At 28.5% G+C, this 13,617-nt stretch carries 13 protein-coding genes; all 13 read right to left on the bottom strand.

All coding sequences use genetic code 11. The features are described 5' to 3' along the window. Nucleotides 1-12 precede the first annotated feature (12 nt). The 13 genes from AC1XWJ_RS05010 to AC1XWJ_RS04950 all read right to left on the bottom strand — a co-directional run bounded on the left by AC1XWJ_RS05010 (nucleotide 13) and on the right by AC1XWJ_RS04950 (nucleotide 13,552). Nucleotides 13-1,209, bottom strand: a complete 1,197-nt coding sequence (locus AC1XWJ_RS05010) for a phosphoglycerate kinase (protein WP_483334788.1) — start codon at nucleotides 1,207-1,209, stop codon at nucleotides 13-15. Nucleotides 1,210-1,315: 106 nt separating this feature from the next. Then, complete coding sequence (gap, locus tag AC1XWJ_RS05005; protein WP_483334787.1) at nucleotides 1,316-2,323, bottom strand: type I glyceraldehyde-3-phosphate dehydrogenase; 1,008 nt, start codon at nucleotides 2,321-2,323, stop codon at nucleotides 1,316-1,318. 25 nt (nucleotides 2,324-2,348) lie between these two features. Further along, nucleotides 2,349-3,392 (bottom strand): sugar-binding transcriptional regulator, encoded by a 1,044-nt coding sequence (locus AC1XWJ_RS05000; RefSeq protein WP_483334786.1) that lies wholly within the window; start codon nucleotides 3,390-3,392, stop codon nucleotides 2,349-2,351. 177 nt (nucleotides 3,393-3,569) lie between these two features. Continuing rightward, nucleotides 3,570-4,184 carry an exonuclease SbcC gene (locus tag AC1XWJ_RS04995; RefSeq protein ID WP_483334785.1) on the bottom strand — a complete coding sequence of 205 codons (615 nt, stop codon included), beginning with the start codon at nucleotides 4,182-4,184 and terminating at the stop codon, nucleotides 3,570-3,572. A 167-nt stretch (nucleotides 4,185-4,351) separates the two neighbouring features. After that, nucleotides 4,352-4,525: a 30S ribosomal protein S21 gene (gene rpsU, locus AC1XWJ_RS04990; protein ID WP_135156913.1), complete on the bottom strand. Its 174-nt coding sequence runs from the start codon at nucleotides 4,523-4,525 to the stop codon at nucleotides 4,352-4,354. 136 nt (nucleotides 4,526-4,661) lie between these two features. Next, a complete protein-coding gene (locus tag AC1XWJ_RS04985; protein ID WP_483334784.1) occupies nucleotides 4,662-5,570 on the bottom strand; it encodes a class I SAM-dependent methyltransferase in 909 nt (302 codons plus the stop codon). A 104-nt stretch (nucleotides 5,571-5,674) separates the two neighbouring features. Next, entirely contained in the window at nucleotides 5,675-6,271 is a 597-nt protein-coding gene (locus AC1XWJ_RS04980) for an RDD family protein (RefSeq protein WP_483334783.1), read from the bottom strand. Nucleotides 6,272-6,284: 13 nt separating this feature from the next. Next, complete coding sequence (gene sppA / locus AC1XWJ_RS04975) at nucleotides 6,285-7,247, bottom strand: signal peptide peptidase SppA (RefSeq protein WP_483334782.1); 963 nt, start codon at nucleotides 7,245-7,247, stop codon at nucleotides 6,285-6,287. Nucleotides 7,248-7,249: 2 nt separating this feature from the next. Beyond that, nucleotides 7,250-8,599 carry a replicative DNA helicase gene (gene dnaB / locus AC1XWJ_RS04970; protein WP_483334781.1) on the bottom strand — a complete coding sequence of 450 codons (1,350 nt, stop codon included), beginning with the start codon at nucleotides 8,597-8,599 and terminating at the stop codon, nucleotides 7,250-7,252. 110 nt (nucleotides 8,600-8,709) lie between these two features. Further along, a complete protein-coding gene (rplI, locus tag AC1XWJ_RS04965) occupies nucleotides 8,710-9,153 on the bottom strand; it encodes a 50S ribosomal protein L9 (RefSeq protein ID WP_483334780.1) in 444 nt (147 codons plus the stop codon). 13 nt (nucleotides 9,154-9,166) lie between these two features. Continuing rightward, nucleotides 9,167-11,116, bottom strand: coding sequence for a DHH family phosphoesterase (locus tag AC1XWJ_RS04960; RefSeq protein ID WP_483334779.1), 1,950 nt, complete (start codon nucleotides 11,114-11,116; stop codon nucleotides 9,167-9,169). A 1-nt stretch (nucleotide 11,117) separates the two neighbouring features. Continuing rightward, nucleotides 11,118-12,119: a YybS family protein gene (locus tag AC1XWJ_RS04955; protein WP_483334778.1), complete on the bottom strand. Its 1,002-nt coding sequence runs from the start codon at nucleotides 12,117-12,119 to the stop codon at nucleotides 11,118-11,120. 158 nt (nucleotides 12,120-12,277) lie between these two features. Continuing rightward, on the bottom strand, nucleotides 12,278-13,552 hold the full coding sequence (locus AC1XWJ_RS04950) for an MFS transporter (protein ID WP_483334777.1): 1,275 nt from the start codon (nucleotides 13,550-13,552) through the stop codon (nucleotides 12,278-12,280). Between the last annotated feature and the right edge of the window lie 65 nt (nucleotides 13,553-13,617).

The following is a 13,617-nucleotide window of genomic DNA, read 5'->3' as shown; positions in this document are numbered from 1 at the left end:
TAGAGCCTCCTTTTATTTATTTGATAATGAATCTATTCCTGGTAATACTTTTCCTTCTAGATATTCTAAAGAAGCTCCTCCACCAGTAGATATATGAGAGAATTTTTCTGCATATCCTAATTGAATAGCGGCAGTAGCACTATCTCCACCACCGATAATTGTAGTAGCGTCAGATAAATTAGCTATAGCTTCACAAACACCTATAGTTCCCTTAGCAAAGTTTGGCATTTCAAATACACCCATAGGTCCATTCCAAATTACAGTTTTTGCTCCTTGTAATACTTCTTTGAATAACTCTACAGACGCAGGTCCAATATCCAAACCTTCTTCATCAGCTTGAATGTCATTTGTAGCTATACGACTAGGAGCATCGTTAGAAAATTCCTTAGCCACTACTGTATCGACAGGAAGTACAATTTTATCCCCAGCTTTTTCTAGAAGTTCACGCGCATAATCAACTTTATCATTCTCACAAAGTGATTTTCCTATTTCTTTACCTTGTGATTTCAAAAACGTATATGCCATTCCTCCACCGATAATTACTTTATCAGCTTTTGTTAACAGGTTTTCTATTACTGCTATTTTGTCAGAAACCTTAGCTCCTCCTAAAATAGCTACTAATGGTCTAACAGGATTATCTACAGCTTCTCCTATAAATTGAATTTCTTTTTCAATTAAAAATCCGTAAGCAGAATTACCTTCTCCTATATTAGAAGCGATACCTTTATTAGAAGCATGAGCACGATGTGCTGTTCCAAAAGCATCATTAACAAATAAATCTCCTAATGAAGCCCAGTATTTTCCTAACTCTTCATCATTTTTAGATTCTTTTTTCCCGTCAACATCTTCAAAGCGTGTATTTTCAAACATTAAGATTTCTCCATTTTGAAGATCTTTTATAGCTTTTTCTAATTTTTCTCCTCTTGTTTCAGGTACAAAAGTTACATTCTTTCCTAGTACTTCCGATAATCTCTTAGCTACTGGGGCTACAGTTTTTGATTCTTTATCAGCTTCTTCTTTTACACGTCCTAAATGTGTAAATACCACAACTTTAGCACCTTGTTCTAATGCATAATTTATTGTAGGTAAAGCAGCCGTTATACGATTATCGTTAGTTATATTCCCATCTTTTAGAGGAACGTTAAAATCTACACGCATCAAAACTGTTTTTCCTTGTAAGTTTCCTAAATCTTTTATAGATTTTTTCATAGAAAGCTCCTTTTAATTTTAAAATATAAATATTTATAATACAAAGGGGGTAGAGAAAAATAAAAAATTTCTCTAACCTCCAATGTATACTTTACTCAAACTTAGATTATTTAATTAATCCTGCAAAATATTTTAATGTTCTTACTAATTGTGCAGTATAAGACATTTCATTGTCATACCATGATACAACTTTTACTAATTGTTTGTCTCCTACTGTAAGTACTTTTGTTTGAGTTGCATCAAATAGTGATCCATACTCAATTCCTATAATATCAGAAGATACTATTTCATCAGTATTGTATCCGAATGATTCAGTAGCTGCAGCTTTCATTGCTTCGTTTACTTCTTCAGCTGTTACATTTTTTTCTAATACTGCTACTAATTCAGTGATTGATCCAGTAGCTACAGGAACACGTTGTGCTGCTCCATCTAATTTACCATTTAATTCTGGAATTACTAAACCAATCGCTTTAGCTGCTCCAGTTGTATTAGGAATAATATTTTCTGCCGCTGCACGAGCACGACGTAAATCTCCACCACGGTGAGGTGCATCTAGTGTATTTTGATCACCTGTGTAGGCATGAATTGTTGTCATCAATCCTTCAACAACTCCAAAGTTATCATTTAATGCCTTAGCCATTGGTGCTAAACAGTTAGTTGTACAAGAAGCTCCAGAAATTACTGTTTCAGTTCCATCTAAAGTTTCATGGTTTACATTATATACGATAGTTTTAATATCATTACCACCTGGTGCAGAAATAACTACTTTTTTAGCTCCTGCTTGAATATGTGCTTCTGCTTTTTCTTTAGAAGTGAAGAATCCTGTACATTCTAATACTACATCTACTCCTAATTCTCCCCATGGAAGTTCAGCTGGATTAGCATTAGCAAATGCTTTTACTTCTTTACCATTAACTACGATAACTCCTTCACCTTCTGATGCTTCACCTTTGAAACGACCTTGAGTTGTATCATATTTTAATAAATGTACTAATTGTTTAACTGGAGTTAAGTCGTTAATAGCAACAACTTCAATTCCTTCTACTTCTTGAATTCTTCTGAATGCCAATCTTCCGATACGTCCAAAACCATTAATTGCAACTTTTACTGTCATATTAGTAAATCCTCCTAAATATTGTTTAATTTTTTATGACCTTATTTATAATTTTTTTACAAATTGATTCATCAATAATAAGAGTTGTATTAGCTGGATTGCTATTTAAATAACTATAAACCGCATCTGCTTTTTGTTCTCCACCTACTATTGTGAAAATATTTGCCACTCTTAATACATCTTCATTATTCATTCCTATAGTTTTTGTAGAATATATAAGATTTCCCTTATTATCAAAATAACTTCCAAAAGCTTCACTTTTCGCTCCGCTTTCTTTTAATTTATTTATTAGATTATCAGGGAGTTTTCTTCTACTAGCCATTTCAAAAGCATTTCCTACACTATGAATAATTATAGACGTTTTGTCGATAATATCTAAAGTATGCTTTACTATAGGTTCTTTCATAAGTTCATCTAAAGTACTACTTCCTATATTATCTGGAGCATGTAATAATTGATAATTGTGATTAGAATTTTCTGCAAGTTTTGTAGCTATATCATTGGATTGATATCCTGTATTAGAAATAGTTAATGCACCTCTAATAGGTGTTATTACTATATCCTTATCATATCCAAAGGTTTTATCCACCTTACTCGCTACATACTGCATTGTACTACCACCACTAACACCTATAACACACTCATCTGTCAATATACCATTGATTTTTTCAAAAAGTACTCTTACCATCTCATTTCTAGTAACATCACTTTTAGAAAAATCTCCTTTAACAACATATACTTCCTTTATTCCAAAATGTTCTCGAATTGTTTTTCTATCACGTAAAAATGGATCTTCTAAGAACAACTCCTTAACATCTTCTAAAAAATTCTCCCCTTCCGAAGTAACTGTCATTCCCGTGGTATTTTTCGATATTAATCCAAGTTTATAAAGAACTTCACTTTCTGTTCTAAGTTGACGCTCTGTCATACCTGTAATATCTATAAGAGATTTTCTTCCTATTGGTTGATTAATCTTTATGGATAACAACAAATCATATCTCTTATTAAATTTTTCGAACAAATCTGGAATAAGTCTACTCTGTATATGTAACAAATGTAAAATATCCATCTCTTCGCTCCTATAAATCGAAATTAATCTTGGTCGCCTTTCGCCCCTCGTGGACATTTAAAGTCCATTTAAAGCTAAAAAAATTTGTCAAAATTAAATTTCCATCTATATTATATCATCCCGCATTTCGAAAATCAAGATATAATTTAGAGGAAATTATCTTTATGACAAATTAAATCACTTCAAAATGGATAATAATTCCACCATAATTATAAAGTAAAGAACATATATCATTTCTTTCTCTTTGTAATTTAATGGCAGATGTTCATACACGTACTGAGTTGGATAATTTTGTTCTATTTCTTTTTCTAAAGATATTAGTACTGATTTTTTAGGAGCGTAACGCTCTAATAATCTTTCTAATTCTAAATTATTATAAGATAATATTTTTTTTACTTTTATTCTTAAAATACTATCAGAATATAAGATATTTTCTATTATATCAAAAACAGAATAAAAAAGATAACTGTATTTATTATCATTATCAATTAAATATTTTATACTTTCTATAAGTTTTACTGGAACAGAATTTCCTAATTTTGCATAAACAGTTAATATTTCCTTATCATCATTTGATCTATTTATTTTTTCTTTAATATTTTTATTATCAACAAAAACAACAAATTCATCTTCAATTTCTATTGCCTTCTCTTTACTGAAAACAACAGCTTTATTAGCAAGTTTAAGATTCTCTTCTGTCAATAATTGATCTAGTTTGCTAAAAGGTTTTTTAAATTTATTGTCTTTTAAAAGATAATACCCTCTGTATCCTTTATGAAATTTGAATTTCACTGTTAATCTCTCCTTCAAAACTACTCACTATATACTATCATAACTAAAAAATTTTTACAATACTTGGAAAAAGTAGATACAAATAAAATAAGCTCTGTAAAAATTACAGAGCTATAATCTAAAAGAGGGAAATCTTTAGATTTGAGTTTTATTATTAAAATTAATAATTAGAATTTACGTTTTCTAGCCGCTTCTGATTTTTTCTTACGGCGTACACTTGGTTTTTCGTAGAATTCACGTTTACGTACTTCTTGAATAGTACCATTTTTAGAAACAGCACGTTTAAAACGACGTAGTGCATCTTCTAAAGTTTCATTTTTACGAACTACAGTTTTTGACATTGGATTTCCCTCCCTCCGAACTTTAAAATCTAAAATTAAGTATAATAAATTAATACTATATTGTTGAATTTACTATGTAATTCACTCTAAGATTATATTATATTTTACATAATGTGTCAACTCTAATTTACTAAATTTATTTAGACTCAAACCAACTTTTTATTTCATCTAAAAATCTAAAATATGCAGATTTATCTTGATAAGAAGGTATTTCCGCTAATAGTATCTGACTTGGTAAGATAGATTGTTTCTTTTTAGTAGCCAAAACTATTACTTTTTGATTATCTTTATTTTTAAACATATTTTCTGGAAGCATAATAAAGGCATTTAAGTTAATATCTTCTTCTAAAAATTTCTTTATTTCCTTATTAATACTCATTATTTCTTTTGGCATAACTAAGATAGCAATACCATTATCTTTGATATAATTAGTTGCTTGTTCTAAAAATAATAGTGAGTTTAAACTATGGCCTTCTTTACTACAAAGTTTAAAATTCAAACTATTATCTTCATCTGCGTAATAACCATATGGTACATCACTAACTACTAGGTCTTGTTTCGATATATTAATTTCTTTTAAAGCATCTTGGTTTATAATATTGATTTCTTTCTCTAACAAATTAAAAATATTTTGTTGCAGTTTTGCATAGTTATAATCTACATCTACTGAATTAAGTTTACTTGTATTAGAGATTTTTTCACTAAGAGAAATAAGGATATTTCCACTACCGCTTGCTAAGTCTAAAATACTTATGTCTTTCCCCTCAAAAATTATCTCTACTATATGTGATATGTACATACCTATTATTTCTGGAGTAATAGTATAATTAATATCTTTTAATTCTTGTAATGCCTTTAACACCAAAAATTGATAAACCTTTTTTATTTCTTCCTTAGTATAATTATCAACTATATCAAAATATTCATAATCATCTTGTAGCTCTAAATATTCTACCAATGATTGTAAGTAATTAATATTTTTATTAATGCTATTAGATACTACTTTTGCGTCTATTTTATTAAATAAATTCTCTATATTAGACATTTTTCCTCCTATTATATTAAAAATAAAGGAAATTCACGAAATATCGTACCGATAATTAATTATTCTATAAATAATTTTTTTCGTAAATTCCCACTAAAATTATATTATCTACTTTCTTTTATAGCTTTATTTAACTTCATTCTAAGATCAGAAAAATATTCTTTTACAACTACGCTATCTGCGATATAATCATGTAGCCCCTTTTTTTTAGGAGTAAATGCTACTAATAAAAAAGGCAATGTAAGTAAAGCAACATTTAAGAAACGTCCTACAATTTCTCTAAAAAAGGTATCTGTAAGAGATAATTTCTCTCCTGTATTTTTTTCTACTTTTACACCTATTATCATTTTTCCTAGTGTTTGAGAAAAAACATAAGTCATTACAAAAAAGTATAAATAGTATGTCAATAGAAAAATTAATGTTTTATCAGAGATGTTGTATGGTAATTGTACATCTAAAAACCCGAAAGTCAATGTATTTGCCAATCTTCCCAAGCAAGATACAATTATTAAATCAATTGTAAAACCAATCATCCTAATCCAAAAACCAGCATAGAAATTTTTTGATATTGCTACATAATCAGATATATTAGTTGTAATTACTCCAGAAGATTTTATTTCTGTATTTTTATCAATCACCTTTTCTTCGATATTAGTTTCTATATCTTCAGATGAAAAGCTGTTATCTACATCATGTGTCATGTTTATCAACTCCTTAACCTAAATAACTTCTCGTTGGGATTTCTGCGTTATTAGTAGCTGCTTTTTGCAACTCAGATACAACATCTTTCGATAAGCTTGTAATAAAATTTCTAAATAAACCATTAACCTCTGTATATCTATACTCTACAACCTGAGGATTTGTAATACCTTTTTCTTTTGATATTTCTCTTATTAAATCCTCTTCCGTACCTATTTGATCTATAAGTCCATTTTCTTTAGCTTGTCTACCGCTATATACTCTTCCATCTGCTAGTTTTAAAACTGATTCTCTGTCCATATTGCGACCTTTTACTATTACATCGATAAACCTATCATATGATTCCTTGTTTAGTTGTCGATATATTTCTAATGTAGATTCTGGCAAATCTTCTGTTAATCCCCCTACAGCTTTCTGTTCTCCAGAGCGAATTACTTGATTTTTAATACCATTATCTTCTAAAAATTTCTGAGCTGATAAGCTACTCATAATTACTCCTAAAGATCCTGTAATAGTCTCTTCGCTGGCAAATATCTTTTTAGATGCCATAGAAATATAATATCCTCCAGATGCTGCCCTTTGTTTCATAGAAACATATACATCCTTACCACTATTTAAAAGTGCATTATATATTTCACTACTTTCATACACTCCACCACCAGGTGAATTTACAGAAAGTAGAATAGCTTTAACCGATGAATCTTCTTTGGCTATATTAATTTGATTTACAATAGAGTACTTTTTATTTTTATCTATCATTTGCTCATCTATAGTTCCTTCAACAGTTATTTTTTGAATAACATTAGAACTATCTCCATTAACTAATGTTATCTTTTCTTCATCCGAAGAATTTATTAATGAAGAAACTACTCCTTGCTCCTGATTATTAGATGAAGACGCAGTACCTAATAAAGCTGACAGAATTAAAACTACTGCTGATACTCCTAAAGCTACTAATCTTTTTGCTTTTTTATTCATTTTTATCCTCCTTGTTGTTTACCAACAAATTTATTATATTTCTTTAAAAACGCTAATTCTGCTGTTCCCGTAGAACCATTTCTATGTTTTGCTACTATTACTTCTATAGTTGTTACATCTTTATTATCAGATTCTTCTTCACCTTTATCTCTATTATAGTAATCATCTCTATACAAAAAAGAAACGATATCAGCATCTTGCTCTATACTTCCTGACTCTCGTAAATCACTCATCATAGGTCTTTTATCTTGCCTAGATTCTACACTCCTTGATAATTGAGATAGAGCTATTACTGGACATTCTAACTCCCTTGCCATCTGTTTTAAACTTCGAGATATCTCCGACACTTCTTGTTGTCTATTATCAGATTTTCTGGAAGCTTGTAGAAGTTGAAGATAGTCTATTATAACTATATCTAATCCTACATCATTTTTTAGCGCTTTGCATTTAGCTTTTATCTCATTAACTTTAATAAAAGGACTATCATCAATATATATTTGCTTTTCATTTAAAAACCTAATACCATATTCTAATGCTTGTAAGTCATCTTGATCCATCTTACCAGAACGAATTTTCTCTGAATCAATCATTCCCTCACTACACAACATACGTGAAACTAATTGATCAGCTCCCATTTCTAAAGAAAATAAAGCTACTGTTTTTTTCTCTTCTATATTTTTAGTTCTTCCTGCAACATTTAATGCAATGTTTAGAGCAAATGCTGTTTTCCCCATAGATGGTCTTGCTGCCAATATTACTAAATCTCCCTTTGAAAAACCATGCAGAACACCATCTAAAGAAGCAAATCCTGTAGGTATTGCAATATTATTTCCTTCACCTTGCATTTTAGCTATAATTTCATCAAAAACTTCTTTTGTAACATCTTTTATTTCTTTAAATTTTGACGTTTTTGCTCTCTCAGTAGCTCTTTCTATTTGATCAACAACAGTAGATACTACATAATCTAAATCTGCATCACCATCGTTCATTTTCTGCATATTATCAACTAATACAGATTTTACTTCTCTATATATTGAATTACGTTTTACTATATTCGCATAATGATTAATATTTCTGGAAGTAGGTGTCGTTTCATAAACTTCTACTATATATAGCGAAGCATCTACATTTTTAAAAGCTCCTTTTGAGTATATTTCATTAAATATAGTAGTTGCATCTGCCTCTATATTATTATCATTTAAGTTAATAATTGCCTTGTATATCTCTTTATTCTTTTCATCCAAAAAATCTTCTTCATCTAATATCCCTCTAATCTCTACTAATTTTTCGGGATCAATCATAAGAGCACCCAAAACAGATTGTTCTGCAGCTATAATATGTTCATATTGCATAATTCACCCTCCTTTACATTAAATTTATATTATTTATAAATATGAGTAAACTACAAGATTATAGTCTACTCATAATATTTTATAATCAAAATAAATTTTAGTACATTATGTTATTTTTCAACTACATGGACTTTAATTGTTCCTTGAACTTCGTTATGCAGTTTTATCTTAACATTTGTATATCCTAGAGATTGAATTCCTTGAGGAAGATCTATTTTTTTCTTATCTACTTTTATATCGTGCTGTTTTCTCAATTCTTCTGCTATTTGCTTAGAAGACACTGAGCCAAATAATCTACCACCTTCTCCTGCTTTTACAAGTATTTTTATCTCTATATTTGCTAACTTTTTCTCTAATTGTTTAGCTTGCTCTAATTCTTCTTGTCTATCTTTTTCTTTTCTCTTTTGTTGACCTTTTAATGCTGCCATATTAGCTTTATTTGCTTCTAATACTTTTTTGTTAGACAAAAGAAATTTTGCATACCCATCTGCTATTTCTTTAACTTCACCTTTTTTTCCTTTTCCTTTTACATCTTCTATAAATATAACTTTCATAATTGTTACCTCTCTAATTTTCTAATAAAATTTGATTTATTACTTCTATTAAATTATTTTTAATATCTTCTAAATTATTTCCTTCTATTTGTGTAGCCGCATTAGAAAGATGACCTCCCCCTCCTAATTGCTCCATAACCAACTGCACGTTCATATTACCTAAAGATCTTGCCGATATACCTATCTTCTGATCACTTAATTTTCCAATAACAAAACTAGCTTCAATATCTTTGATAGTGAGCAATGCATCTGCACTTTGAGCGAGCATTACATTAGTATATATTTTATCATATGGTGCTACAGATATTACAATATTATCTGATACAGAATAAGAATTGCTAATAATCTCTGCTCTATTTCTAAAATTTTCTATAGGTTCTTTTAAGATAGTTTTTACTTTTATAGGATCTGCTCCACTACTTCTCAAATATGCTGCTGCATCAAAGGTTCTTGATCCTGTTCTGATTGAAAAATTCTGTGAATCTACTACTATTCCTCCAAGCATTATAGTTGCAGAAATAGGCATAATTTTTATATTCTTTGATTGATACTCGATCATTTCGGCAATTAGTTCCGAAGCCGAAGAAGCATAAGGTTCTATATAAGTAAGAAGCGGCTTAGCTATTATATCTTCTCCTCGCCTATGATGGTCTATCACTACTTTCTTATTAGCTTTTGTTAACAATCCTATATCTATTACTCTATCTGGGTCTGAAGTATCCACTATTACTAACGTAGTTTGCATTGTCATTAAATCCCAAGCTTCATCATTTGTAATAAACGATTGTTTTAATGTAGGTTCATTATCTATTTCTAGCATTACTTTAGATATAGTTTCATCTATATCGCTTTCGTTAAGCACTATATAACATTCTCTATTATTTATTTTTGCAAATTCATAAATACCTATACATGCTCCAATTGCGTCAAAATCTGGATTTTTATGACCCATGACGATAATTCTATCACTTTCCTTAATTATATCAGATAATGCGTTAGAAATTACTCTAGCTTTTATTCTAGTTCTCTTTTCTTGAGGATTTGTTTTTCCACCGAAAAGTCTTATAGTTCCATCGACTTCTTTTATAGCAACTTGATCCCCTCCACGTCCTAAAGATAAATCTAATGCTGTTTTAGAAAGTTCTCCCAATTCTGGTAAAAAATCTGTTCCTATACCTACCCCTATACTAAGAGTTATTTGAGCATCAAAGTCTTCTTTTAAATTTCTAACTTCATCAAGAATAGTGAATTTTTCTTTTTCTATTTCTTTTAAATCTTTAACATTAACTAAACCTAAAAATCTATCTTCATCAATTCTTTTTAAGTATATTCCGTATTTTCTAGACCAGTCTGTTAACAAACTAGTTATTTTAGAATCTAGTCTACTAGCAACATAGTCATCCAAATCATCTTTTATTTCTTCATAATTGTCTAAATTGATAGTCATAATTGCAGGTCTAGTGTTTTTAAATTTTTGCATTATAACTTTAATATCTGTTATATCAAAAAAGTAAATATAACCACTATCTTTTTGATAGTTTACTTTATAATATTTATCCCCAATAATGAATTGATTATCTGTAGCTGCTTCTAATCCAAATAAAGACTCTATTTCTGGAATAACTTCTAATATATCTTTACCTACAATATTTTCTAAGCTCAAATGTTTATATATATAATTATTAACCCATTCTATTTTATTATCACCATCTACTATAACTATACCTACTGGAAATTTATTTAATCCTTGCTCAGAAGAATCCTTTATTCTATCTGTTATCTCATTAATGTAAGAATTATTATTTTCTTCTATTTTCTTTCCATACAAATAAATAGGTATAGCTACCCCTACTATTACAACAAGGTAAATAAGAAAGCTAGAAAAATCTTTTATAAATATTAATATAGATCCTATGCATAGTATAGCAACAACAAATATTAAATAAATAATTCCTTTTTTCATACTACTTACCTCCTTGCATCTTTATATAACGTTCACGTAAATTAAACATACTATCAACTAATCCTATCATTTCAAAAATAGGGATAAAAAGATACATTGCTAAAAACAGCAATATTTTAAAAAATGTAGTTAATTTCTTTCCTATAACACTTATAAAGAAAGCTACGGTATTTAATCCATTTAAAACAAAAATCCAACGTGTTATAGCTACTAAATTACTTAAAAGTATAACTATCATATTATATTCATTATTTGGATAGTAAATAGTGGCTATAAATGATAAAAATAACAATATAATGTATGCAATAGTAATTTTTTTTGAGATTGCTAGCGTTCCTAATCTTGGAAAAACAGGTATTACAACTCCATTTCTACCTAGAAATTTCAAAGTGTACTGCGCTAAAATTAAGCTATGAACAACTACACTTATTGCTACAACAGTAGGAAAATACAATTTAATTTCTTCAAAATTTTGTAATAATATGTTTTTATCAACTTCTGGCTGCAAAGCAACTACACTATCTACATAAGAATTAATAAAGTTTTGTATAGAATTTGGATTAAAATTTATATATCCTGATTTTATTAAGATCAATACAAATATAGTTATAGAGGTGAACAAAAAACTAGATATATATGCTACCATCGTTAATTTGGCTACTCTATTTATAAGTGATAAATATACTATTAAAGAAATAAATACATGAAGAAATAGCCAAAAAGAGCTATAAACACCACCAACTAGCCAAGAGAAAACTATACCTGTAGCTGATAATGGAATAAATATTTTTAAACCTTTTGCACCAAACAAATATGTTAGCATAGGCGTAACAATTATTGACGACAATAACCACAAATCAAGAAATGACCCTACAATAACAAACAATATATAAAACATTGTATATATTAGTATTTTATCATTTTGGGGTTTCTTGAAGAAAAATGTTTTGCTTAAAACTATATCTCTTAATTGTGACTCAAAATCGGAAACTTTTTTTGACAATACGTCTGCCTCCTTAACATTTGTATTTGTATAAATTACAAATTAATTATATTTTTATTAGTTATTATACACAATTTTAAATTATTTTTCTAGTTAAGAGCAGAATAACATAACAAAAAAGATATTTTTGAATATAATCTCAAAAATATCTTTTATTATTAATTATCTTTAACTCTAAGCTTAACTAATACCATACTAACAATAGTTAATATTAAAGTTATCAAAAATATTGATTTACTTTGTTCAAAGCCCATTAAACCATTTTTAATATGACGAGCTATCCAAACATACACATAATCTCCATAATAAATGCCTAGCGCAAAAAACGCTTGATAAATACCCATACTAACACTACGGTATTCTCTATCAAAATATTGCATAGCCATAGAAATAAGTATATTATAAACACCACCATAAAAGAATCCGTTTAGTAAATAACTAAAATAAATTATATAAGGATTATTAACATAAAGTACAATGATGAAAAATAATATTGCACAAGAGAATAATAACAATAATGTTTTTTGGATTCCTAATTTTCTAGCGAAATATGTACCTACTAGAATACCTGATATTAACTGCGGAACTGCAAAGACAGTATCCATATAAGCTAACATACCTGCACTCATATTTAATTCTGTTTTACCATAAGTAAGCATATTAGCCCCACTTGTTGAAAATTTAATAAAAGATAACAACAAAGCTAACAAACACATATATATAAAACTTCTATGTGTTAACACTACCTTTACTTTTTCTAAAGAAAATGATTTATTTTTCTCTACATAATCTTTCATTTGAAAACTTAAAATTAATGTTACTACTGCTAAAATACCAGCTAATAACCACATATAATTATAATATTTATATTCTCCAAAAGTAAATAAATATTGGATAGGTGCCGCTATAAACTCAGCTAACAAAGGCGCTGATGACAAAATAGATACAGACACAACTGCTTTATCTTTAGAAAATGTTTCCGAAAAAATAACATTAAACATAGCTAACATTGTAGCTCCTAAACCTAGAGATAAAGAAGAAAAATACAAGGTATTATAACTAGCATTATAAAAGACAGCTATAGAAGAAATTGCTAAAAATAATAACGCTATTTGAACAAAAATTCTTCTCTTTTTAAATATGTCACTCATAAAAAACATAGGTAAACGAAATAGTAAACTCATTAAACCATAAGCTGCTGCTATTTGTGCGGCTAATTCAGCACTTAAAGATAATCCCCCTTGCTCTATAGGAGTTATAGCGTACAGCTTTCTATATGCTCTTATTATACTTAATATAGACCAAAACAAAACTAAAACACTGAATATTAAAATTTGATCTTTTGAAAGTTTATATCTTTTCGTTAAATAAATAACTACTCCTAGTATAAAAAATATCATAAAAAACGAAATTAAAATTTTAATTGCTATCAATCCTTTCTTTAATATATATTTTGCACTTAACAATTATATCATATTTATAAACTTTCTCTAGCATA

The organism is Gemelliphila sp. 1F1, assembly GCF_056897515.1.
This window is presented reverse-complemented; position numbering and strand designations above follow the sequence as displayed.